This is a genomic window from Orientia chuto str. Dubai, assembly GCF_000964595.1.
In the GTDB taxonomy this organism is placed as follows: Bacteria; Pseudomonadota; Alphaproteobacteria; order Rickettsiales; family Rickettsiaceae; genus Orientia; species Orientia mediorientalis.
This window is the reverse complement of sequence record NZ_LANP01000020.1, coordinates 1-22,676: the sequence shown is the minus strand read 5'-3', so window position 1 is coordinate 22,676 and position 22,676 is coordinate 1. Positions and strand designations below refer to the sequence as shown.

The 22,676-nt window shown below is 32.8% G+C and carries 27 protein-coding genes and 2 pseudogenes; 7 read left to right on the top strand and 22 right to left on the bottom strand.

Annotated elements, in window-relative coordinates:
- Positions 1–17: 17 nt before the first annotated feature.
- The 3 genes and pseudogenes from OCHUTO_RS06825 (at position 18) to OCHUTO_RS06530 (ending at position 869) form a co-directional block, all read left to right on the top strand.
- On the top strand, positions 18–131 hold the full coding sequence (locus OCHUTO_RS06825; protein WP_269745487.1) for an Rpn family recombination-promoting nuclease/putative transposase: 114 nt from the start codon (positions 18–20) through the stop codon (positions 129–131).
- Positions 124–626 (top strand): annotated as a pseudogene (locus OCHUTO_RS06535) (Rpn family recombination-promoting nuclease/putative transposase). Before OCHUTO_RS06825 ends, OCHUTO_RS06535 begins: the two are co-directional and overlap by 8 nt.
- A gap of 57 nt (positions 627–683) precedes the next feature.
- Positions 684–869 carry a hypothetical protein gene (locus OCHUTO_RS06530; RefSeq protein ID WP_232296977.1) on the top strand — a complete coding sequence of 62 codons (186 nt, stop codon included), beginning with the start codon at positions 684–686 and terminating at the stop codon, positions 867–869.
- Here OCHUTO_RS06530 and OCHUTO_RS06525 read toward each other — a convergent pair.
- On the bottom strand, positions 866–1,138 hold the full coding sequence (locus tag OCHUTO_RS06525; RefSeq protein WP_045797422.1) for a hypothetical protein: 273 nt from the start codon (positions 1,136–1,138) through the stop codon (positions 866–868). The two genes, OCHUTO_RS06530 and OCHUTO_RS06525, sit on opposite strands and share 4 nt — an antisense overlap.
- A 194-nt stretch (positions 1,139–1,332) precedes the next feature.
- On the opposite strand from OCHUTO_RS06525, the gene OCHUTO_RS03435 reads away from it, so the two are divergent.
- On the top strand, positions 1,333–1,665 hold the full coding sequence (locus tag OCHUTO_RS03435) for a hypothetical protein (protein WP_052694645.1): 333 nt from the start codon (positions 1,333–1,335) through the stop codon (positions 1,663–1,665).
- Positions 1,666–1,746: 81 nt separating this feature from the next.
- On the opposite strand, the gene OCHUTO_RS05385 is transcribed toward OCHUTO_RS03435, so the two are convergent.
- The 17 genes and pseudogenes from OCHUTO_RS05385 to OCHUTO_RS06025 form a co-directional block, all read right to left on the bottom strand.
- Complete coding sequence (locus OCHUTO_RS05385; protein ID WP_084215386.1) at positions 1,747–2,223, bottom strand: TspO/MBR family protein; 477 nt, start codon at positions 2,221–2,223, stop codon at positions 1,747–1,749.
- 30 nt (positions 2,224–2,253) lie between these two features.
- Positions 2,254–2,694, bottom strand: coding sequence for a GNAT family N-acetyltransferase (locus OCHUTO_RS05380; RefSeq protein ID WP_156961294.1), 441 nt, complete (start codon positions 2,692–2,694; stop codon positions 2,254–2,256).
- A 37-nt stretch (positions 2,695–2,731) separates the two neighbouring features.
- Positions 2,732–3,616, bottom strand: a complete 885-nt coding sequence (locus tag OCHUTO_RS03420) for an aminoglycoside phosphotransferase family protein (RefSeq protein ID WP_045797420.1) — start codon at positions 3,614–3,616, stop codon at positions 2,732–2,734.
- 2 nt (positions 3,617–3,618) lie between these two features.
- On the bottom strand, positions 3,619–3,918 hold the full coding sequence (locus OCHUTO_RS03415; protein ID WP_045797419.1) for a hypothetical protein: 300 nt from the start codon (positions 3,916–3,918) through the stop codon (positions 3,619–3,621).
- Between the two features lie 131 nt (positions 3,919–4,049).
- A complete protein-coding gene (locus OCHUTO_RS03410; RefSeq protein WP_045797418.1) occupies positions 4,050–4,487 on the bottom strand; it encodes a VOC family protein in 438 nt (145 codons plus the stop codon).
- Positions 4,484–4,789, bottom strand: coding sequence for a hypothetical protein (locus OCHUTO_RS06520; RefSeq protein WP_232296976.1), 306 nt, complete (start codon positions 4,787–4,789; stop codon positions 4,484–4,486). Before OCHUTO_RS06520 ends, OCHUTO_RS03410 begins: the two co-directional genes overlap by 4 nt.
- A complete protein-coding gene (locus tag OCHUTO_RS06515) occupies positions 4,789–5,103 on the bottom strand; it encodes a hypothetical protein (RefSeq protein ID WP_232296974.1) in 315 nt (104 codons plus the stop codon). The genes OCHUTO_RS06520 and OCHUTO_RS06515 overlap by 1 nt, the downstream gene beginning before the upstream one ends.
- A 5-nt stretch (positions 5,104–5,108) precedes the next feature.
- Positions 5,109–5,642, bottom strand: coding sequence for a hypothetical protein (locus OCHUTO_RS06510; protein WP_232296973.1), 534 nt, complete (start codon positions 5,640–5,642; stop codon positions 5,109–5,111).
- A gap of 600 nt (positions 5,643–6,242) precedes the next feature.
- Complete coding sequence (locus OCHUTO_RS04890) at positions 6,243–6,515, bottom strand: hypothetical protein (RefSeq protein ID WP_052694643.1); 273 nt, start codon at positions 6,513–6,515, stop codon at positions 6,243–6,245.
- Positions 6,512–6,739, bottom strand: coding sequence for an NUDIX hydrolase (locus OCHUTO_RS06035; RefSeq protein WP_045797417.1), 228 nt, complete (start codon positions 6,737–6,739; stop codon positions 6,512–6,514). The genes OCHUTO_RS04890 and OCHUTO_RS06035 overlap by 4 nt, the downstream gene beginning before the upstream one ends.
- Entirely contained in the window at positions 6,715–6,867 is a 153-nt protein-coding gene (locus OCHUTO_RS07120) for an NUDIX domain-containing protein (RefSeq protein WP_198139660.1), read from the bottom strand. Before OCHUTO_RS07120 ends, OCHUTO_RS06035 begins: the two co-directional genes overlap by 25 nt.
- Before the next feature lie 261 nt (positions 6,868–7,128).
- On the bottom strand, positions 7,129–7,518 hold the full coding sequence (locus tag OCHUTO_RS03385; protein WP_232296972.1) for an NUDIX domain-containing protein: 390 nt from the start codon (positions 7,516–7,518) through the stop codon (positions 7,129–7,131).
- 20 nt (positions 7,519–7,538) lie between these two features.
- Complete coding sequence (locus OCHUTO_RS07115) at positions 7,539–7,835, bottom strand: nuclear transport factor 2 family protein (RefSeq protein ID WP_370664244.1); 297 nt, start codon at positions 7,833–7,835, stop codon at positions 7,539–7,541.
- A gap of 25 nt (positions 7,836–7,860) precedes the next feature.
- Positions 7,861–9,003 carry a hypothetical protein gene (locus OCHUTO_RS04885; RefSeq protein WP_198139659.1) on the bottom strand — a complete coding sequence of 381 codons (1,143 nt, stop codon included), beginning with the start codon at positions 9,001–9,003 and terminating at the stop codon, positions 7,861–7,863.
- Positions 9,004–9,158: 155 nt separating this feature from the next.
- Positions 9,159–9,804: pseudogene (locus tag OCHUTO_RS05360) on the bottom strand (CatB-related O-acetyltransferase).
- Positions 9,801–10,235 carry a MarR family winged helix-turn-helix transcriptional regulator gene (locus OCHUTO_RS03365; protein ID WP_045797424.1) on the bottom strand — a complete coding sequence of 145 codons (435 nt, stop codon included), beginning with the start codon at positions 10,233–10,235 and terminating at the stop codon, positions 9,801–9,803. The pseudogene OCHUTO_RS05360 and the gene OCHUTO_RS03365 overlap by 4 nt, the downstream one beginning before the upstream one ends.
- Before the next feature lie 668 nt (positions 10,236–10,903).
- The gene (locus tag OCHUTO_RS06025) at positions 10,904–11,044 is read right to left on the bottom strand and encodes a hypothetical protein (RefSeq protein WP_198139658.1); all 141 of its coding nucleotides are present in this window, start codon (positions 11,042–11,044) and stop codon (positions 10,904–10,906) included.
- Positions 11,045–12,096: 1,052 nt separating this feature from the next.
- Here OCHUTO_RS06025 and OCHUTO_RS03360 point away from each other — a divergent pair.
- Positions 12,097–12,939 (top strand): YihY/virulence factor BrkB family protein, encoded by an 843-nt coding sequence (locus OCHUTO_RS03360; RefSeq protein ID WP_370664243.1) that lies wholly within the window; start codon positions 12,097–12,099, stop codon positions 12,937–12,939.
- Between the two features lie 1,140 nt (positions 12,940–14,079).
- On the opposite strand, the gene era is transcribed toward OCHUTO_RS03360, so the two are convergent.
- The 4 genes from era to ppdK all read right to left on the bottom strand — a co-directional run bounded on the left by era (position 14,080) and on the right by ppdK (position 19,904).
- On the bottom strand, positions 14,080–14,988 hold the full coding sequence (era, locus tag OCHUTO_RS03355; RefSeq protein ID WP_045797412.1) for a GTPase Era: 909 nt from the start codon (positions 14,986–14,988) through the stop codon (positions 14,080–14,082).
- The gene (locus OCHUTO_RS03350; protein WP_045797411.1) at positions 14,985–15,992 is read right to left on the bottom strand and encodes a hypothetical protein; all 1,008 of its coding nucleotides are present in this window, start codon (positions 15,990–15,992) and stop codon (positions 14,985–14,987) included. The genes era and OCHUTO_RS03350 overlap by 4 nt, the downstream gene beginning before the upstream one ends.
- Before the next feature lie 60 nt (positions 15,993–16,052).
- Entirely contained in the window at positions 16,053–17,132 is a 1,080-nt protein-coding gene (gene prfA / locus OCHUTO_RS03345; RefSeq protein WP_045797410.1) for a peptide chain release factor 1, read from the bottom strand.
- Positions 17,133–17,228: 96 nt separating this feature from the next.
- The gene (gene ppdK, locus OCHUTO_RS03340) at positions 17,229–19,904 is read right to left on the bottom strand and encodes a pyruvate, phosphate dikinase (protein WP_084215382.1); all 2,676 of its coding nucleotides are present in this window, start codon (positions 19,902–19,904) and stop codon (positions 17,229–17,231) included.
- Between the two features lie 1,799 nt (positions 19,905–21,703).
- On the opposite strand from ppdK, the gene OCHUTO_RS03335 reads away from it, so the two are divergent.
- Both OCHUTO_RS03335 and OCHUTO_RS05355 read left to right on the top strand, forming a co-directional pair.
- Positions 21,704–21,934 (top strand): IS110 family transposase, encoded by a 231-nt coding sequence (locus OCHUTO_RS03335; RefSeq protein ID WP_045797409.1) that lies wholly within the window; start codon positions 21,704–21,706, stop codon positions 21,932–21,934.
- A gap of 349 nt (positions 21,935–22,283) precedes the next feature.
- Positions 22,284–22,448, top strand: coding sequence for a transposase (locus OCHUTO_RS05355; protein ID WP_084215321.1), 165 nt, complete (start codon positions 22,284–22,286; stop codon positions 22,446–22,448).
- The last annotated feature ends 228 nt before the right edge of the window (positions 22,449–22,676 follow it).

Here is a 22,676-nt window from a genome sequence, read left to right as displayed (position 1 = left end):
CTAATCCAATAGCAGCGTTGGATTATCTGAAAGATTATTTACCAAGTAGAGTTATAGATTTAGTTGATTTAAACACTGTAACACTTGAAAAAGATTCCTTTGTTGAAGAGATCTACGTCGAGCATGTGTGATATTCTACTTTCAATGAAAACCAAAAATAATAATCAGGCATTTATATATGTTCTTGTTGAAGCTCAAGTAAGCCCAGATTATTGGATTGCTTTAAGATTGTGGAAATATATTTAGCATTACTGGAAAAATATCAAAAAGAAAGAAATAAATTACCACTAGTTATACCTATGGTAGTATATCATGGTACTAAACCATTTAATGCCCCAAGAAGTTTATGGGAGCTGTTTTATGACCCTGAATTAGCTAAAGAGTTTATGGGCTCTGAATATAAATTAACAGATTGGCAAGCAATGCCAGACACTGAAATCAAGAAAAAAGCAACAGCAGCACTAGCATATTTCATGAAATATGTACATTCAAAAAATATGCTATCCATATGGGAAGAATTTTTAGAATTATTTAAGGATGCAGTCTTAATAGACCAAAAACGTGAATATATTTACATGACTTCACTATTATGGTACACTGGAAATAAGGTTAGTAAAGATGAGTAAAGTAAGTTGATAAAAATACTAGCCCAGAATTTATCAAAGGAGGAGACAGAAACTCTTATGGGAACAATTGCTGAAAAATATATTGATGAAGGCAGAGCTGAAGGTGTAGAATTTGGCAAAATAGAGGCCAAAAAAGAGCTGGCAATGAAGTTATTAAAATCCGGCTTTCCGAATGAATTTGTATCCGAAAATACTGGTTTATCGAAACAAGAGATATTGGCACTAAAAGACAGTATTGATTAATTCACTAACTTATTGAGCAACTTATAAGCCCAAATGAATGCTATATTTAAGGTCTGAAGCTTCATTTTTAATTTAGTTATGGGAAAGTTACCAGCAAGTTTAACATAGCACGTTAGGTTTGGTAAATTCATATATCTCCAATCAGACCCTTCCACTCTGCTGGTATAAAATTTCCAATAAAATGGTAAAAAAATTGTGTCATTATTGGCACTGTTATTTTTAGTAAAATTACAACTATTGGTTATAATGTCGTATACTGTACGTTGCATTTTGTGTCTCCAAAAATACAGCTATAGCAGTGATTTTAGAATATTTTTACAAATTATTCTAAAATTTTTATTCAAAAGGTCGAATATAGGGAGCATAATCATTCTTATGCAAAACCTATTTTCATCTTCATACTGATTTTATCTGCCTTACAAGACCAGTTTTACCTATAGACAATGACTCCTAAGGTGTGATCTTGAAAATTCTGAATTATTTTCGTAACTCTTTAAGGCTTTTAGAACAAGTTGATGGTCCATCCATTATTCATAGAGATTTTAGAGAGGTTATTATCCACCAAAATACTTTACGTGGAATTATTGATTGGTTATCAGCTAGATCAGGTTTTGCAGAAGATGATTTCTGTTCTATTGAACACGGTGAATGGGAAAATTTTAATGGCTACAAAAATGTTTTTCTAGACGGGTATCGTAGCATCAGAACGATGCCTAGTTATAACGCAGTTATTCCTTTATTAAGGTTGAACAGAGCCATAGCAGTTATTGGATTTACTGTGAAAAGAAATACATAGAATAATATTCATGCGCGACCTTATAGGGTCAATAGGCAGTATATTAATATGTTCTACTTTACGAATGGTTGAACATGCTAATTATACAACCATATGTAAAAGTTTAAGTAGCTTATGAATAGAATCCGTGAAAGATAAGGAATCATAAGCAGCGAAACCGCTTTCATTTTTCAGTAAGCTAGACAAATGAGCGCACAGACCAGAATATCTATAGCAACCAAAACTATAAGGGAAAGTCCGGTTAAGTGATAGTGAAAAAACAAAGGCGTCCAGCTCCAGTTTTAAATGAGCTGGGTCACGTATAAAGTTTTGATAATACTTAGGCTTGGGAAATGCTTGAGGGCGCCAAATGAGCCAGCCGCAAGCGCCAATAATGCCGTACAAAATAGTCCAAACAACCGGAAATACACAATTTGGCGGTGTAAGTGTGGAGCGATATAAGGTGCTATACCAAGTGCTAATCTCAGGCTTCGTTAAAGAGCCAATGGCACCTCCAATCGCGATCAGCGCCACAATCGAGAGGATTAAAGAGAGGTAGGTTTTATTTTCTGCATTCATAAACGATAGATTCACTCAATATTTTTTAATTCAAGTCATCATATACTCATGGAAATATTGAGTATCAATTTTCAGAGCATTGGGTTCTTCACCATATATTTTAAATCCATGCTTTTGATAAAATGCCACAGCTTCAATGTTTTTTGTAACACAGGTTAAGTGTAATTGCGTTACTCTTGATCTTGCATGATTAATGACTTTTTGAATTAAAGCACTTGCAATACCTTGTCCTCTGTACTCTTCTTTTGCATACATTCCCCAAATTACACCACGATGCTTTGTCTTAGCTGAATGTAGGCTATAAAAGCCAGCGCAAGAGACAAGCGAGTTATCAAAGAATCCCCTAAATATATCACTTTTAGTTAAGGCAGTTTGAAAATCTAAATCTGACCAATTGCTTTCTTCTTCATAAGAAGAGCCAAAACTTTCAGACGAATTCTTTAGAGCTTCTAACCTAAACTCTTTCCAAATTTTCCAATCCTCTGCTGTTAATTATTTTATTATAAAATTATCCATTTATAACCTCATCAATAATTCGTTTCTGAACTTCAGCTTCATGGCTGCGTTTATCTGTTATCTGACAAAGCTCAAATGTTGCTTTCCAAAGTGCCCAGGCGCGTGCGCGAAGCCATGTATCTTGATCCAGATCCATTTCAGAAATAAAACTCTCTCGCGTTTTTCCAGATAAATACGTCCATGCAATGACAAGATCGCACGCAGGATCTCCCACAGCAGCGCCGCCAAAGTCAATGACCGCCGATAGTTTTCCGTCCTCCATGAGTATATTACCAACAGCAAAATCCCCATGAATCCATACAGGTTTTTTATTCCATTTTGTAGCGCTTGCCTTATCCCATAAAGCGAGTGCTTTGCTCTCATCTATAATTTCAGCCAGATCGACAATTTGTTCTCGAACCCCTTTGTTATAAACGCTGACATGGTCTCCTCGCCACCAATTATGCTGACCCGGCTCAGGGCCGTTAACATCGGTAATGGCTTGCAGCTCTTTTAAAAATTTAGCGAGATCAAATGCAAGTTGTTCCTTTTCTTGAACTGTTAATTTCAGGAGGTTGATGCTTTTGCCAGACAACCATTTATAGATAGAAAATGGAAAAGGATAATCTGCTGACGTCTTTCCCATTTTAATCGGAGCTGGAATGCTAACGCTTAAACGCTTTGCTATTTGCGGCAGTAGCTCTTGTTCTTTTGGAACTTTTAAAGCGTAATTTGCGGCTGTTGGCATACGAATGAGCATATGCTTGCCAAGCCTATAAGTGCGGTTATCATGCCCTTGTTTTTCAACATCAACGATAGGTAAACTAGCGTATTCGGGAAATTGCTTCGCTATGAGTTTGCGCGCAAGATCTGGGCTTAAAATAAATGTAGTGGTCATAGCTATTCCTGACTCATATCAACATCCGATGGATTTCCTTTCAACAAATGTACCTGACCATGAATTTTAAATACCTTTTGATCCTTAAATTCAAAATAAGAGATTACTTCTGCTATGATTTCATCGCCCTGGGTATTGGTACCTTTAGCATCACAAAGAATAAATAACTTGTCATTTTGAGACATATGAATTTTGCATTCAAACTCCATTGTTTGAATATTCTTCCTTTGTTCTATTACATGTGTGATATATTTAGGCCTACTCAAAATTATACCATTAATAGTATTGAGTATAATCCTCATGAAAAAAACTCCTCTATAACTGATTTTGGATTTTGATCTTTAGCATATAGCACTTTCCATATATGAAATACTTGTTCTAGATTGTTCATTATATTACCTCTAATTTTTACTATTAACAAACAGTGGTTTAATCATACGAACCACTCCACATTTTTCCTGTTACCAGGGTTGGCTTTTTTAGCTGCAATTCTAGCCCTCCAGTCACCCACATGAATCTCACACTTATGATCGTCCGGATCTAAAAAGTAGAGCGATTTTCCTGGTGAAGTATTATCTTTAAAGACTTTAGCTCCTGACTGGGTTATATGCTGACACAAAGCTTCAAAATTCTCATCATTAACACTAAATGCAAAATGTGTGTTGCACAGCGATGGCCTTCGCAGAGAACTGCGATCAAGATCTAAAGAAAACCACAAACATTCAGGATCATCAGGATTGCCAGCTAAAAAATAAGCACTACCCTCAGATTTGCATAATGGCTTATTAAATCCAAAGATATCTTTGTAGAACAAAAATGATCTCTCAATGTCTGCAACAGAGATGTTGATATGATTGATGCCATTGATCATGCAATCCCTCCTACAAACCACTCAGATGCTACCTGTAAATTTTGTTCGCTTAAAAACTTGCGTTTTGGATGGTCATGCGCTCCGCATACAATAAGGATTTGTGTGGCACCTCTAGCCTTGGCTGCAGCCTTGGTCTCTTCAATTAATTTTGCACCAACAGATTGCCAAAGGTTCTCGGATTGCACGCAGAAATCATCAATCATCAATGTTAGGCCGCCGGGATTATAAACTTCTAGAGCAGGCATGAGTTTACCAATAACAAATCCGAGGATTTCTTGGTTGTCGCTTTCCGCAGTGAACATCACATAATTTTTGTTTTCCAGCAGTTCTGTAAACCACCTTCTTTGTGTGTTATCGCCTTCTTCTCAGCATAACGCCAAAATTGTGGTTGTGCTTTTTCATAAAGCTTGCGCTTGGCTTTTGAGAGTGAAACCATGGCTTCGATATCAGAAAGCTGAGACGTGCGTACGACAAACTGGGGAACTGTGTTTTTATGAATGCTATTTTGCGTGTCAAATTCCAAGATAATTCTTCTTGGGCAATGCTCATCATAAGTCACATCTTTGATTTTCTTATTAAAACTAGCCCAAATAAATTCACTAATTACTTTTTCCAAAAACTTTAAGGCTGACTTATTATTAGGGATAACAGAAACTTCCACTTGCCGGGATGCATATTCCAAATCTCTTTAGCAACACGAGTAGCAATGCTTACACTTTTGAATTTAGCGATAATAAAAAACTCACCCATGTTCCAGGTGTTTGTAGAATCTTCAGTTGCTTGATTAAGTAGAACAAAGCCAGCTATCTCATCATAAACTTTAACTAAGAATGCTTTTCTGGATGGATCAATAAAGTAACTTTTAAAATCAAAGCTCTCATAAAGCCCATCTTCCGGCCTTGCCCAATCAGAGGAAATTGATCCACATTCTCGTGATAAATCATAGACATAGAAACGCGCTATGTTTTGAATGCACGAGTAATAATGCATAGTTGCATTGATGATCGAAATCGTCGGATCAAATTTTGAGTAGTAGATGATGCATTTTGCCTGTGCCGCTAACGTTCCTTCCATGATAAAATCACAGACATGTTTGAACCTGGCTTTCATATAAACATGCTTTGCCTTGGGATTGGCACTATTAGAATCAATCAAAAAAGTATCTGCTTTGGAATCAACAAATTGCCTAAAATAATCAATAAAATCAGATAAGGTTTGAGCCCCGTAGCCTTTACCGAAAACTTAGGGTTACCAATCATATAATCGAGGCCGTAAGTATGTCCTGTTTTTGAAAGCCATCCCCGTTTTTCTTGTCCTAATCTTCCTTATGCGTTTCTTGAACTGTCATTAGCATTGCAAAAGGTTCATCTTTAAGGAAAGCAATCCAATAAACGTACTGCCCATCTGCATAAGACGATGGTGTTGTTCTGCCTTGTGAAAAATTGACAATGTCATCTTTATGCGCCTCTGTATTATCCCAGCACTCATATATGTACAGCTCGGCGTCAACTAAAGATGGTGTCTAAATGAGTTCCTGTTACTTTTTCAAAATGAATTTTCATAATTCTTGTTCCAAGTATAATTTCATACCTTCGTGGCTTGCATCAAAGCCAAGTTTTTCATAAAAATATTTTGCTTGCGATCGCTTTTTATTTGTGGTGAGCTGGATAATAGAAACATCCATAGCTTTGGCATAGCTAATTGTTGATCAAACATCCAAGATCCTATTTTCTGGCCTCTGTATTTGCCAGCCACTCACACAGCTTCTATTTGCATACAAGTACTGCCGATAAAAATAAGTGATGGCATAATAGTGAGGTGGCAAGTGCTGATAATATCACCACCGTTTTCTAACACCATTAAATATTGATTTGGATCAGAATCAATTTTATGAAACGCTTTGATGTAGTTGTCATCAAGTTCAGCTGATCTGGATTCTCTCGTCTGCCCAAGTTCATCTTTCAAGAAAAGTTCTATAATATGGGGTAAATCAGCAATTCTTGCTTTTCTGTGTATGAAATTATTCATAAACTACCTTTTAATTTTTGTATGAAACGCCCTATGTGAGGATCTGACTTTAAGTAAGGCACCTCATCAAGGTGGAACCAACGGATGTCATTGAATTCCTCTTTATCAAATTCATAAGCTTTATTACTATCTCCTTTAAGAACATACCATAAACTTACGTCTGTATGACCCGCTGTTAGACCTACAGTTAATGTTGATGTTAAAAAGAATGGATGGGTAACCAAAAATCAGCTGTAACATTAAGTTCTTCTAAACATTCCCGCTCAATTGTAGTTTTTGGATCTTCAGCAATTTCTACATGCCCTCCACTTGGCAGCCAAAGAAGTGCTTTCTTATGATCGACAAGGAGTATTTCTTGGTGAACGTCATCGAAGAGTACAAAATAAGATACTAAATGTTTATTTAGGACATCAGGCCTTTAAACCCGAAAAATAGGCGCACCACTTTCAATCCAAAGACACGTATCATTAATATGTTCTTGTTCAACATCGTCATAGGGTATAATGGTGCTGATAAGAGTATGAATATGGTCCCTGATGGAGCTATTATGCAAAGCAAGATTTTATCATATCATTACGCTCCTAAATACATCTGAAGCTGGCGTTTTCAGCCACTAAGGCACGAGTGCTCTCAAGGGCTCTGCTCTAAAAGTCAATTTCAGATAATTGATGCAAGGGCGCCAAATTAATTCAATATGAGCTTCAAGCTGCGAAATTTTATTATTCCTTTGCAAAGATTCTGATTCAGCCTCAAAAATGAAATTATATTCATGGTTGTGACAGATACTGCTATGACCAGGTTCGAAGCTGTATTCTAAACATCCTAAAAATCTCTTGATCTTGAAATGAGCGCTAGTTTCTTCCATTAACTCACGAAGAATCGATGTTTCAACCGATTCACCATGCTCAACATGACTACCTGGAAGAAAATAAAAACTTATAGGAAGGTCAAGCGTTCTGCAAAGCAAAATATGCCCTTGGTCAATAATGACACCTCTACTCAAAACATGAATATTGTTTTTATTCATTCTTTCTCCCTATAGATTATGGTTCCTTGGTGGTAGAGGATCTTCCAATCACCATTTACTCTTCGCCAAAGCGCTGATCTTCTTGTGGCTCTTGTTTTGTCCTGGATAAGAATATACGTTAGCAAATAATTATCCGTTACAATTTTGGTGAGTTCAAAGTCTTTAGCTTCCCAAATATCTTGATCGCCCTGGTTGCTATACCGCTCGAGCAGGGTTTCTATGACGTCTTGTTTGGTGTAGACATTACCCGATACTCCAACTTCCCAAAATTCATCACACATTTGAGCTTTAATATCTTGTTTTGTTTTTTCAAACTTTTCATGATGATGAATATTGGCTCTCTTGATTTAAGTTCATCGAGAATTTTGTTTTCATCGAATTCTTTCCACTCCGCTGGCACATCAGACCTAAAACCATCCACAAGTAGCCACCATGCGCTGCCAATATCTTTGTAACAGCACTTTCAATGCTGAAAGTATCACCTGTTTGTACCAGGCTTTCAAATGCAGCAGTCCATTCTTCAGCTAGCTCTGGATTTTCTTGTTTCAAAAGGCGTATCAATGATTTGCCGCTAGCAGTCCATTTTTTCTGAGCTCTAAAATACAACTGTAACAGAGGTTCAAACAAATGAACAGCAGAAATTATTTGCTTCTCTTTATTTTTAGGAGATTTAATATCATCCAAGATATCCGTAATGAGAAAACGCTCTTTATCTATTTGAGCCTGAGTCCAGCTATCCGGACCTTTTGCTAAAGCGCTACCTGCAATAACCTTAGCTTCGATACTTACAGAGTTTTGCGCTAAGATTTCCTTGCCCTGTATGATCATATTAATGAGCGCTGGTTTACCGTCACTGGCCTCAAGCTTGCCGCAGAAATACCGCAAGATATCAAGATCATGAATAAATGAGTCAATAGGCCAACCATCATAGACAAAAGCTTCTCGATAAGCATGTGGTAATGATTCATACACAATCACAAGATCTAAATCAGACGCATTTGTTCCCTGATTCGCTGCAACTGATCCTGCCCAGAATATGGCTTCAGCATCAATGTAGCGTTCTTTAATAAGTTTTTTGATGGTTGGTAACGGGTTATGTCTTAACGATAAATCCTTTAACATCCACACTTCTCCGGTATCTTCCTGTTCTGAGATCATTTTAAACCCTGCTTTTTCATAGCATTTAATGGCAGAAAGATTATTAATATCTGGATCGGCTAAAATATAAGAGTACTGATTGCCGTGTAATTTAAGAAATTCTAATATTGCTTTTGAACCCAAACCTTGCTCTAAGTCCTCCTGCGCCAATAAAAATATCGAACGCTCCAAGTTTTTCAGGAAGGTCTGAGAGCGGTTTGATCCTAGGAAAATCGCACGCGTTATAAACCTGGATGTATCCAACAGGGTTTTGCTATAGATAGATAATGAAAGCTTGGATAGGTTTCTGTACTCCGCCTTCAAGCTTATAGCCTTTGGAATATGAGCTATATTTCTCTTTCACCAACTCCATCGTATAGGTCACATCCTGATCCCACCATTTTTTGACATACGGCACCTCTAGCCACTTTAGCAGTAGCGGAAAATGTGATTCATGAAGTGGTTTGAGATGGTCATACTTAATCTTTCCTCAATTTATTCCACAATTTATGGACGTTTTTGGATCGTATCAGATGTAAATTAGCCTTAATTATTTCGATGCTGAGGTCCCACCATTTGATTTTTAGTAGCTTCTCGATTTCTTCATCAGAAAAGCGCTTTTTAATTAACTTAGCAGGATTTCCACCCCCATATCTCAATAAGGGCCTACGTTTTTTGTACTAAGCTGCGTGCTCCAATAACAGCTCCATCTGCTATTTTTAATCCTGGCATAATCATGGCTTTAGCTCCAATCCAAACATCATTGCCAATAACCGTATCACCATTTAATTTTTGAGCCTTTGGCGAAACTTTGTTGTAACCATCGAAATCTTCTTCAAGGAAATCGAGTGGGTAATTGGCTATCCATTCATAAGTATGACCTTGAGTGCCACCCATCATAAATTTGACACCAGTTGCAATGGAGCAAAATTTACCAATAATCAGGTGATCAGTTTCATGTGGTAGCCGATGATCATCCGTTTCATCTAAATACATGACGCAGTCTTCGAAAGATTGATCTTGGTAATACCCTGAGTAATAGAAATAATCGCCAACAATAATGTGCTTTGCTTTAACGTGATCTTTAATAATGATTGATTCGCGATAACTTTTAAAAATACTCATGCTGCATCCGCTATTTGCTGTTGTAAAATGCCGCGTAAATGCTCATCAAAGCCTTGCTTATTCTCCCCTAAACTCATAAAAAATGATTCTTCGGCCTTGAGTAAATCTTTTGCCTCTCCTTGTATTTTCGCTACACCGGCATCTGTTAATTCTGAAAATTTAGAGCGCTCATCGCCTTCTTTGTGGGAGCGCTTGAGTAATCCTCTTTTTTCTAGGGCACGCAACACTTGAGGTGTCATGGTCACATCAAAACTCAAAAACTTAGCGAGGTCATTTTGCGATACATCCGCCCCATCTTTCTTCAAAAACCCTAACGTCATCAAAAGCATAAACTGAACATGAGTGAGATCATGAGGTAAAAGCGCACTTTCAATCTTGCACTTCCACGCAAAATAAGCAGAATAGAGCAATAACCCTGACACTTCGTTCATGTTTGATCCGTTCGTTTTTGATGACTTCTTCATTGTATGACTCTCCGATTAATTGCTTGGTGCATGTTGTGGGTTGATAGTAACTCTGTGCTGATACATGTAAATGATCTCCTTTCAAACAATTATTTTGCATGAAACATACTGTCTACACACAGAATATATAGCTAAACCACTATAAAACAGTTATGTTATATACTTTTCAAACAGAGTATCTACGTCACAATGATATTTCATTCTTCTAGATTTAGCTTGAAACCATTTTTTTCAATAGGATTTAAATCAGGAGTGGGTAAATACTCTAAATATATGTCCTTCTTTTTCTAGCATAGTTTTTAAATACGGGCTTTTATGAAAACTTGCATTGTCCCATCACAACTACAGAATTATTAGGTAATTTCGGTATTAAATCATGTTTTACCCAACTATTAAATAATATTACAGTCAAAAATTGATACGGTTAGCAGCAATTTATTATGTGCCTATAACTCTTTTTGACGGATGCCAATCATGCATTCCGTAACATCTTATGCCTTCATATCCGTGAGTTCTAGGAGCACTAGCAATAAAACCGCTCTCATAGATAATAACCTTTCCTTTATACCTTTTTATCTTATCCTGAAATTCTAATCTCTCTTCTTCTTTTGCTTTCGAGTGTTGTAAAGTTTTTTTTATATGTTCAATCTCTTTAATGCTTTTTGTATACCAGATTTACTTACTCCTAGCCGCTCAGCTCTTTCATATTGGTATGCGTCACTATTGTGACACTTTATCAATAGAAATTTTTGTTGGAGCTCATTCTTTAACGGCAATCTTACTCCATACAAATACTTTTCTCCAAAACCTTTTGATACTCATTCAAAGCTCATTTTTTCTCTTTCCCTTATAGCCTTTTTTCTAAAATCTATCGTCATACTAATTTCATTGCATCTTATTATTACTAACTGTTTTATACTAGTTTCGCTATATCATAGAACTATGAGTATGGTTTTATCTAGAATAAGTTACAAGAAATGTGTAATCTAGTATGCAAGTGATAGAAAACATCAAATGCCTAAAAAATACAAGATACAAATATCCTTAATATAGAGAGGAAGGAAAAAAACTTCTACAATAAAAAATTTGTTAGTGTACATCGCCACAAAAATTTATGCCACATTAGTAATAATCTTAGAAAGAGTATTAGCCAAGCAAGTGGGGCTGTTAATTTTATATTTTTCTATCTCAGCTATTCTTTAAATGTTAAGAAAGGTAAATTTTGAATAAAAATAGCTCAACAAAATGATTTATAAAGGAAAAGATTATCTATGAGGAAAAAATCTTAAAAATAGAACTATATGAAAAAAGATATAACAGCACTATATTGTTTTTATCGATGATTTTGTCAAAAGTAGTAATCAATAGATTAAAGTTCATATTTTTAGAACAGCTAAAATATACTATTCAGAAATTATAACAATAGTATTATTTTATCACATCAGCTTCTGCTTGCAAAAACTTTAAATATTTATATGAGCTATAATTATACAAATCTGATCTTAATATACCTTTATACTGCCGTTTTATTGCACTAAAAAGCAAAATATAAAACTATTTAATTATTATAAAAAGGTTATTTGATTTTGAATATGCAAAAGAAGTACCACTCAGCATGGAATGCTTCTATTTTATTAAGATATTCTTTTCACAATTTTCCTTTCTAAAGTTATCTCCTAATCCAATTCTTAAATTTAAAACTGAGGTTTTATAGTTTCTGAAAGTAATTATAACAGCGAATATTATTGTAGTTATTAATTTCTTTGATATATAATTACATTGTTACTAAAATTAGTATAGTACATTAAAATTTGAAGTACATGTTATGATTGGGCGTTACATACGCTGTTTAACACAGGCTACCTTTAAAACAATAGAACATGATGGTATTGAACATGCAGGTTATATGGCATTTATGATATTACTATCAATTTTTCCATTTGTAATATTTTTTTTAGCTTCTAGCAGCTTCTTAGGAGTTTCAGAATTAGGGAAAAATGGTATTAGTATGTTACTAAGTAACTTGCCAATGAATATTTCAGAAGCTCTTGTCCCAAGGATACATGAAATACTTGACCATCCTCCACAAAGCTTATTAACTCTTGCAATTCTTGGTACAATCTGGACATCATCATCATTTGTTGAGGGCATACGTACTATATTAAATAGAGTACATCAAGTTAACTCTCCACCTCCTTATTGGTTACGGAGATTATTAAGCATAGTGCAGTTTTTAATAACAAGTATGATTATCTTTTTAACAATAGTATTGTTGGTATTTATACCAATTATCCTACGAAAAATACCACCAACTATTTTTTTCACAAAAACGCTAAGTCCTATATGGGGTCTATTAAGATACGTATTCATTGTAACAACATTGTTTTTTACTGTATCTACAATATATTATTTTGTTCCAAATACTAATCTAAAATTTATAGAAGTAGTACCAGGAGCAATAGTCACTGTCATGCTATGGATATTTAGTGGCACTATACTTTCTAAATCTACAGCCTACTATAGCCAGTTAAATCTTATATATGGTTCTTTAGGTAGTATAATTATTACGTTATTATTTTTTCATATAATAGCTATAATCTTCATATATGGAGCAGAATTTAATCATCAATTATTAAGAAAGAATAGTAAAAAGTATTGGTGTAAGTACTAGGGCATGTTTTACAAGGTTTTAGCTCAACATTAGTTATTCTCTATAGTCATGAACCTAGGTATAGTTTCATATTTCTCACACATCTTGTTCTATGTACAGCTATTCTTTAAATGTTTGAAATATACTTTCAATGATATGCCTTAGTTTGTATAAATCTTTATCTATCTCTAACTTTGGATTTTTCTGTCCTTTGTTATAGTATTACAGAAACTATGTTTACCATTTGAACAGATTCTTACTATACATTATTTATAGTGTTTTGAAAAATAATGCCCCTTTGTATGCTAAGCATTTTTCTCCATGAAAAAGAATTTTATAAAGCTCTCAATATCTTTTATATAATTCTTTAATTTGTTTTTGCTTTCAACAGAATATCTATGCATTATTTAAACCAAGAACATAATAAATTTTGTGAAAAATTAAACACCACATTATCAAAGTATATATCCATAATACTATAATTTCAGAAAGTTAGATGTACCTGTTTATAAAGCTATGTTTTTATGTGCATCAAAAAATATAGCATTTTTATCTGTATTTGAGAAAAATTGATCTATACATATTAATCTACGTATATAATCTTTCTTCGCAACAGTTTTTGTAAATTTATTCCAGTCCAATGCAGATTTTACTATGATATTTGTATTATAAACTTTATTAGCTATAATATGTTGATTGCTACAAGTACTACTTTATGTAATTTTACAAATGTGAAATCTACCATTAACAATCTTTTGTCTAGGTAAAATAACTCTATAACTTCATATCCTCTATGCTCTGTGCTGATAGTTTTTTATCTGCTTACCTATTGAAATATTTTTATTACAAACTTTATATTTGAAATCAAGATTCAATTTAAAATTGCCTTAAAAGGCAAATTAATTACAGAATATATAGCTCTGCTAATATGTAACATTTGTGTAAATATAAATTTAGCATCTGGAATTATATATTATAGTAGAACTAATCCGTCTAATATTCAGTCAATGAATAGCATTCAGCTATGTCAGAGACTTAAAGATAGAATATATCTCCTGCAGTCACGTTATAGAATGCTTTCGTCCGCATTTGCTTCTTGACTTAAGTTTACGAACCTTCTTCTATTAATTCTAAAAAATCTTAATCCAAAAAGACAATAAACTAAGATTTTATTAGCTTTAGTCCCATATTTTCATAAAAGGTATACTCTTGGTCCCAACTAGGTCTTATTTTTACAAATAAAATTAGACATATTTTTAAGCTAAATGCTTTTTGCATAGCAAGTCTAGCTTTTTGTCCAATAATACTGATTTTGCTACCAGCTTTACCGAGAATTATAGCTTTGTAATTACTTTTATTGGCTACAATAGCCTGAAAAATTTTAACACTACCATCTTTTAGTTGTTCCCATCTTTCATGCTCAACTGTTATGTTATATGGTAATTCTTGATGTAACGCTAAAAATAGCTGCTCTCTAGTAATCTCTTGAGCTAAAAACTTCATACTAGCAGTAGTAATATTATCCTCATCATATAACCAAGGTTTGATAGGAGCTATATCAACTATATATTGAAGTAGATTTTGCACCCCATCTCCATTTAGTGCAGATATTACTATAATTTTAACATTAAATCTTTTTAGATCATTTTTTAGCTGAGTTAAATTACTTACTCCAACATCAATTTTATTTAAAATAATACAAAACTTAATTTTTTGTGATATTAATCTAGTCAAAATAATTTGAATTTGCTCATTTAACTTTTTAGTAATATCTATCATTAGCAATGCTAAATCAGCTCCAACAATACTTGTCCATGCACAGCGTACCATTGCTTTTTCTAATGTTTTTTTAGGCTGAAATATTCCAGGAGTATCAATAAATATTAATTGTGTAAAATTATAAGTTACAATTCCTGTGATTGCTGATCTAGTAGTTTGAACTTTTGGAGTTACAATAGAAATTTTGTGCCCTATTAATCTATTTAGTAAGGTTGATTTACCAGAGTTTGGCATACCTAATATGCTCACAACTATAGTTTTTTGTTGTGCTGTCTTATTTTGTTCCTTCATTGAACATTGTTTCCTTCCTGAAAATTTAAAAGCTCTAGAATAAAAAACTCATCTGCAGGTAATTGCAGATTTTTAAATAACTTAATATTTTTATTCTCTAAAATATTTTTAAAATATTTTCCTTTTGTTAACACTGTTCTTTTTCCGGCTGGAATTTTATCAAACAGAGCATATGAAAAAATCATTGGATAATTATCATCTCCTAGATGCATTGCTATTTTTTGCTCTTCATTAGTAGTATCATATATAATTGTTCCATCGAGCTTGCTAATTTTCACATCAAAAGTTGCTAAATGTCCACATAAATATGGTACTTTGTATGGAACTAACTCATCATCCCAAATTCTAATCTCATTTTTTTCAATGTCAGTTAGTGATACAATATCTTGTAATGTAATTTGTACTTTAAATGCTTTGCTATTAGACTGAGTTGATATATCAGTTAGATACTGCTGTGGAACTATTGCTTCTCTAACTTCCCCAACACGCATACCTATTGTTATATTATCAATACTATTAACTTTTTTTGATCCCCCAAGCTGCAATGTCTTAACTTTTTCTTCAATAATAGCATCGTTTTCATCAGAAATACGATAAGAGATAGTAACTGTTTGCCCGCAATACGCTGGCCCTTTAGCTTCTGGTAGCTGAGTCACATCTTGAATATCAAACATATAATTAATAAGTGCAACATTATTAATTTTAGTATTATTGCTAAATGCTAAGTTATTTTTTTGATCAACAGGGTGAACTAAATTTTTAAATAGTTGCCTTCCTGTCTCTGTTTTTAATACATTAATTAAAACCTTAGAAAGAGATTTTTCAAAAAAATTTCCTTCAAGCTCATTAAATTCTGGTTCTTTGCTACTTGCTTCTGTAACAGGGTTATCCACTGCATTATTACTATTATTAATGTCTGCAGTCTGCAAAAAGTCCAAAAACTTGCCAGTAACTAATACATATATAATAGCACCGATTGTAATAATATTGATAATTTTTTGCATTATTATATTTTATTAAATTTTAAATGTTAGTAGGCTATTTTTACATCTAAATCAATAATTTTAAAATTGAATATCACTATCAGCTATTTTTTTTGCCTCATTTTCTGAAATTAAATTATTAATAATTTCATCTAACTTTCCTTCTTGAATAATTTCTTCGATTTTATATAACGTAAGATTAATTCGGTGGTCTGTTACTCTACCTTGGGGATAATTATAAGTTCTAATACGCTCTGAACGATCACCAGTGCCAACTTGACCTTTGCGTAATAATGCTTGTTCTTGATCATTTTTTTGCTTTTCTAAGGCATATAATCTAGCGTACAATATTTTCATTGCTTTAGCTTTATTTTTATGCTGTGACTTTTCATCTTGTTGCGATACTACAACTCCTGTGGGAATATGGGTAATTCTTACTGCAGAATCAGTAGTATTAACATGTTGTCCCCCAGCCCCAGAGGCACGATATGTATCTATTTTAAGATCTTTTTCATCAATTTTTATGTCAACTTCTTCTGCTTCAGGAAGCACAACAACAGTGGCAGCAGAAGTATGTATTCTACCATTTGATTCTGTTTTAGGTATTCTCTGTACTCTATGTACTCCTGATTCAAATTTTAAATGAGCAAATACACCACTTCCACTAATAACAGCGCACGCTTCTTTATACCCACCAATTTCTGTATCTGATATAGATAAAAGTTCGAATTTCCATTTTCTACGCTCGGCATATCTATGATACATCTGAAATAGAGAAGCAGCAAATAATGCTGCTTCATCTCCACCAGTACCTGCTCTAACTTCAATGATTGCATTTTTATGATCATCGCTATCTTTAGGAAGAAGAGACGCTTTAACTGCCCCTTCTAGCTCAGGTAAATAATTTAGAGTATCATATAACTCAGCTTCTGCTATTGCTTTTAGTTCTAAATCCTGTTCTGTATCAATTACTTGTTGCAAGTATTTTTTATTTTCTTGAGCTTTCAAATAATGATTAATTTTATCAACTATTGGCTTAAGATTAAAATATTCCTTAGAAATTAAAGCTAACTCTTTACTATCTAATCCACCGCTACTTAGATTAGTTTCAAGATCTTTATACTTTTGTAAAATTTTATTTAAATTAACAGTAAAACTCATATTCTTTGATATTTGCTCAAAACTATTACAGTCATACCTCTAAAGTCAAAATCAGTCAAATATTTCTTAAGTTATGAATTAAAAATGCACTTTTCCTTATTTTAATTCTACCTGTGCTGCTGCCAATCTAGCAATTGGAATTTTATATGGCGAACATGATATTGAATCTACTTGTACTTTATGAAAAAATTCCACTGAACTTGAATCAGCAGCGTGCTCTCCACAAATTCCTATTTTTAACTGTTTTTTGGCAGCTTTACCACGTATAATAGCTGTTTGTATTAATTCACCTACCCCTTCACAGTCTAAAGTTGCAAAAGGATCAGCTGGAAAAATATTATTTTCAAGATACCCCATCATAAAGGATGGTGAATCATCTCTTGAAATACCATATGTGGTTTGAGTTAAATCATTAGTACCAAAACAGAAAAAATCAACCTCTTGAGCTAGTGCATATGCTTGAAGAGCAGCTCTAGGTAATTCAATCATAGTTCCTATTTTATAATCAAATTTATGTTTAAATAGTTTTCTTTGTTCTACTTCTTTTACTGTTTTAAGAATTATTGGCTTTATAAATCTTAATTCCTTTGTATGACTAATCAATGGTATAGTAATTTCAATTTTAGGCATGATTTTAAACTCAAAAAATATTTCAACTGCAGCTTCGAATATTGCTTGAACCTGCATTTCATAAATTTCAGGAAAACTTATACCTATTCTACAGCCTCTATGACCTAACATAGGATTTACTTCCCGTAATGCATTAATTCTTGACTGAAATATTTCCTGAGAAATACTTAAATTATCTATAATTTTATTATGAACAGATGTAAATGTTGCAGGCAAAAACTCATGTATAGGAGCATCAAGTAGCCTTACATTAATTGGAATTTCCATTGCAGTAGCAAATAGTTCCTTAAAGTCAGCTTTATGAAAAAAAAATAACCTTTCAAGAGCATTTCTTCTGAGTTTATTATTATCAGCAATAATTATTTCTTGAACTAAGCTCATTTTGTTTTCCTCAAGAAGCATATGCTCAGTACGGCAAAGTCCAATAGCTGTGGCACCAAGTTGCAGAGCTAATTTTACATCCGAGCTAGTATCAGCATTAGCTTTTACTTCTATCGTTTTTACTTCATCAGTCCATTCCATAAATAACTTATATTCCTTAGAAAATTCAGGTTGTAGAAATCTTACTTCTCCTAAAAAAACTTTACCACTATTACCGTCAATAGTAATTTTATCTCCTTGATACAAAATGATATTTCCTATCTTAATAAGTCCTTGTTGTTGATTAATTATGATATCTTTAGCAGCACAAATATATGGTTTTCCTAATGCTCTACTTAGAATTGCAGCATGGGAAGTTGCATTTCCGCCAGTAGTTAAAATACCAGAAGATATATGCATAACTTTAATATTCTCTGGACTAATGTTTGAACATACATAAATTACATTATGTTGATTAGATAACTTTTCAGCTTCTGCTACTGATAATGCAATTACTCCTGTTACAGCCCCTGGTGTGGATGGTATTCCTTTAGTAATTACCTTATAATCTTTGTTGCTTTCATCAACGTACGAATATAATAATTGATTGAGTGTTATTGGATTAATTTTAGATATTGCCTCTTTTTTGGTTATTAATCCAGATGCTACCATATCTACTGCTGCCTTAATAGTTGCTAATGCTGTGCACTTTGCAGCTCTTGTTTGCAATATATATAATTTTTGTTTTTCTATAGTAAATTCAATATCTTGAATAGAGCAGTAATATTGTTCTAATTTTTGACAGTGTTGTAATAATTCTTCATACATGCTAGGCATAATAGATTTTAAAGTATTCGAATCATTATTATCATCTGATATTAGATTAGGTATACTATTTCCAGATACAATATTATCTCCTTGAGCATTAACTAAAAATTCTCCATATAATTGATTAGTTCCTGTTAAAGGGTTTCTAGTAAAAACTACCCCTGTTGCTGAATCACTACCCATATTACCAAAAACCATGGTTTGTACAATAACAGCTGTTCCAATATTATCCGAAATTTTGTGAAGTTTTCTATATGTGATAGCATGATCACTCATCCATGATTTTAGTACTGCTTGAATAGCTTGATACAATTGAAAATTTGTATCTTGTGGTAGCTCTTGTTTAGCTTCTTGATAAATCATTTGCTTAAAAATTTCAATTATATTAAGTAAATGTTCTGAAGTTAGCTGCTCTTGGCTAGTAATATTATTAGATGTTTTAAACTTTGTTAAAGCAAGTTCAAATACTGCAGATGGTACATTCATAACTATTCGCCCGTAAGCTTGAATAAATCGCATATAAGTGTCTAATGCGAAAAATTTGTTGCCTGTTATTAAACTTAATCCTTCAACAGTATTATCATTTATACCTAGATTAAGTATAGTATCCATGATTCCAGGCATAGATACTGCAGCACTAGATCTTATAGCAACTAATAATGGGTTATTATAGCTACCAAAAATTTTTCCAGTTTGATGCTCTAAATTTAAAATTGCTGATTTTAAATCGTTCATAAAATCAATTGGCAGAGAATTATTATTTTGTTGATAGTAATGATATAATTCAGTTGATATAATAAAGCCCTGCGGAATAGGAAGCTTCTGGTTATACATTTGAATTATTTTCACACCTTTATTACCAAATAAATTTTGAAGATTATCTTTTTCAATGTTATATAACTGGCTATTATGAGATATAGATATAGCGGAAAATTGGTAAACCCATTTTGTCATAGTATTCTTTAATTACAGATAATTTTTATAATATAATTATAATTCAATCAGATATTTTGACATTTTTTATAAAAATTCAACGAGTTTTTTATAATTGCTAATAAAAAAAGAAGGAATAACTAATAATCCTTTTAATTTCAGCGTTGGATTAAGAAAAGAATTAGGTAGAAGACTTAGAGAGGTAAATTATAAAAAATGGTTTATAAAGGAGAAGAAATACTCTATAGAGGAGTAAAAAAATACTTTAGAAGAAGAATGCATAAAAAATATATCCTGCTTTATATTGTTTTGTAGATGATTTTATTAAAAGAGTAATCACATAGATTAATAGTTCATATTTATTTAATAACCTGAGTTTTGAATTAAAATGGTTTAGATATTGTATAGAGGAAGAATATATAAGTTTCTAAACAATGTTTATAAAAGAGTAATAATAAGAGAAATATAACCTCTCTGTTTTACTTTATAGATGATTTCATCAAAACTAGTAATAATATAGATTAATAATTCATGACTTATCATCAACATTAGAAACTCAAAGATAAGCTATTCACATTTAGCTTATAATTATATTTGCAATATCTGTCAATATTACAAAAGAATGAAAGTAAAAGGTAAAAAATGGGGAGAATAAAAATTTAGTACTAATTTTAAATTCAATAGTTGAACTAATGCATGTTTTTCTAATCATTAAAGAATCATTATTGAATGGGATTATGGCTAAGCTCAACGCTGCGTCTAAAAGTATCTTGCTAAAGGAAATGCAACATAAGTTTCAGGAAAAAAGTTAAAAAGAAAATTTTTAGACCAGTGCCAGTAGAAAACTTAAGAATGCTACTGAAGATAGAAGATGGATATATGATGCAACATATGTGCAAATATCTGATATTAAAACACAAAAAGTGTTGTAATGGTCGTAAAAGTTAGAACTAATAGTAAATTCTCTAGCAGCAGTAAGTTCGGGTAAGCCATTAATATTAATTGATAGAGATGATGAAGATCAAGTTGCTTGAGCTAAATCAAAAGCAGGAAAGTTAGTGTTAGTCAGCAGTCCAATTGAATTGAGTAATTAGCTAGGTTGATATGTCTTTTGTTTGATCAGAAGAATAATCTGTAATACTCTTTAGGATAAGAGCGGTGCCCAGCCATAGTGGAGATAATACTATGCGTGTATGAAAATAAGAATTAGTCAATAATAACAATTAAGGATTTACCTTAAAAGGTTAAAAGTTGAGAGCTATAACACGCAAATCTGATCAAAATATTCAATAATAAGCTTGTAAGTGAGGAAATAAATGGTTACTCTAGTAGAAAAACTGCAAATTTCATTCTAGGAAAAAGATATTTAAAACGTCGTCGTGAAGTTAGTGAAGATAATTCTGTTTGTAGTATTAATGGCTTTAACAACTAATAACTATTGTGCTGTTGTTGAATGATATACTGGACGAGTTGTAAATCCTATAACAGACGTATGTGGAAGCGTCTATTTTAAGTTACTATAGCGGAATTTAAAATAATAGGAAGTATAATGTCTGATACTAATGCTCCATGTATCTTGAAAGAGCAAGAAAAATACTTGCAAGGATGCTTTCAAAGGAGTTAGCTTACTTTTGAAGGTAGAAAGAAGAGGTGACTCTGTAAATGCGACTAGATATTAAATCTGTGGTTCTGATAAGAGCCCTCTTTCACAAGACTAAAGCTGAACAGTATCTTAAGAGAAGTCTGACTTATTCTGTATAAACATGGTTAGCTAAAGTCTTGGTTCCCTTTTTAAAACTTATCTTTCAAGGAGCAATATAATGTCTAAACCAATTTTAGGAATTGATGTATCCAAATTAGATTTAACTATTTCCTTACTCATTGATAAAAATTATCATCACACTAAAGTAAATAATAATCAACAAGGTTTTAAAGAGCTAGTTAAATGGTTAAAAAAACATAAAATTACTCAGGTAGCTGCATGCATGGAGGCAACTGGTAAGTACGTAAGTCATTTGCTAATTTTTTGTACAGCAATAACCATGAAGTGAATATAGTAAACCCTGCTTGTATTAACCCTTTGCAAAAAGCAAATTATCAGTCATAAGACTGATAAGGTAGATAGCATGATTATTGCTGAATATCAAGTAAGAATGATTTACATCAATAATTCCTCGGAATAAGGTGCTGAAGAACTAAAGAGCTATATCCTGTTTGCAAAATTTCAAAGGACAATATGAAGGTACAGAATTATCTTGAAACAAAAAAGACTTATATAAATCAGTATGTGCTAGCTACAATAAACTTGCTAGCCATATTATAAAAGAAATTAAAAATATTGAACTTAATATAGATAAATTACTTGCTAAGAATATTGAATTCAAGCATAAAGTAGATAACATGCAAACTATCCCAGGAATTGGTCGAATTACTGCTGTTGCTATACTTGCAGAATCCCCTGATATAGAATCCTTCAGTAATGCTAGGCAGCTTGCTGCATATGCAGGGCTTACACCTAAAATAAAACTTCCGGTACCTCCTAAAGGGAAAAAGCACTATATCTAAAATAGGTTCTGTAACCTACGAAGGCTCTATATTTTCCAGCTATTGTTGCTAAAAATCATAACCCTATATTTAAGCAGTTTATTCAAAAGCTATCTAGTAAGGGTAAACCCACTAAAGTTATTATTGTTGCTATTATGCGTAAATTATTACATATTGTCTTTGGTGTAATTAAAAATAATTCTATCTTTAATCCTAATTTTATCCTTGACTCCTAAGACAGTATCAGAA

Excerpts from the sequence above, each read along its gene's own strand:
- OCHUTO_RS06530 (WP_232296977.1), top strand. The coding sequence starts at position 684 with ATGGGAACAATTGCTGAAAAATATATTGATGAAGGCAGAGCTGAAGGT.
- OCHUTO_RS06525 (WP_045797422.1), bottom strand. The coding sequence starts at position 1,138 with ATGCAACGTACAGTATACGACATTATAACCAATAGTTGTAATTTTACT.
- OCHUTO_RS05385 (WP_084215386.1), bottom strand. The coding sequence starts at position 2,223 with ATGAATGCAGAAAATAAAACCTACCTCTCTTTAATCCTCTCGATTGTG.
- OCHUTO_RS03420 (WP_045797420.1), bottom strand. The coding sequence starts at position 3,616 with ATGACCACTACATTTATTTTAAGCCCAGATCTTGCGCGCAAACTCATA.
- OCHUTO_RS03415 (WP_045797419.1), bottom strand. The coding sequence starts at position 3,918 with ATGAGGATTATACTCAATACTATTAATGGTATAATTTTGAGTAGGCCT.
- OCHUTO_RS03410 (WP_045797418.1), bottom strand. The coding sequence starts at position 4,487 with ATGATCAATGGCATCAATCATATCAACATCTCTGTTGCAGACATTGAG.
- OCHUTO_RS06520 (WP_232296976.1), bottom strand. The coding sequence starts at position 4,789 with ATGTTCACTGCGGAAAGCGACAACCAAGAAATCCTCGGATTTGTTATT.
- OCHUTO_RS04890 (WP_052694643.1), bottom strand. The coding sequence starts at position 6,515 with ATGAATAATTTCATACACAGAAAAGCAAGAATTGCTGATTTACCCCAT.
- OCHUTO_RS03365 (WP_045797424.1), bottom strand. The coding sequence starts at position 10,235 with ATGAACGAAGTGTCAGGGTTATTGCTCTATTCTGCTTATTTTGCGTGG.
- era (WP_045797412.1), bottom strand. The coding sequence starts at position 14,988 with ATGAAGGAACAAAATAAGACAGCACAACAAAAAACTATAGTTGTGAGC.
- OCHUTO_RS03350 (WP_045797411.1), bottom strand. The coding sequence starts at position 15,992 with ATGCAAAAAATTATCAATATTATTACAATCGGTGCTATTATATATGTA.
- prfA (WP_045797410.1), bottom strand. The coding sequence starts at position 17,132 with ATGAGTTTTACTGTTAATTTAAATAAAATTTTACAAAAGTATAAAGAT.
- ppdK (WP_084215382.1), bottom strand. The coding sequence starts at position 19,904 with ATGACAAAATGGGTTTACCAATTTTCCGCTATATCTATATCTCATAAT.
- OCHUTO_RS03335 (WP_045797409.1), top strand. The coding sequence starts at position 21,704 with ATGTCTAAACCAATTTTAGGAATTGATGTATCCAAATTAGATTTAACT.
- OCHUTO_RS05355 (WP_084215321.1), top strand. The coding sequence starts at position 22,284 with ATGCAAACTATCCCAGGAATTGGTCGAATTACTGCTGTTGCTATACTT.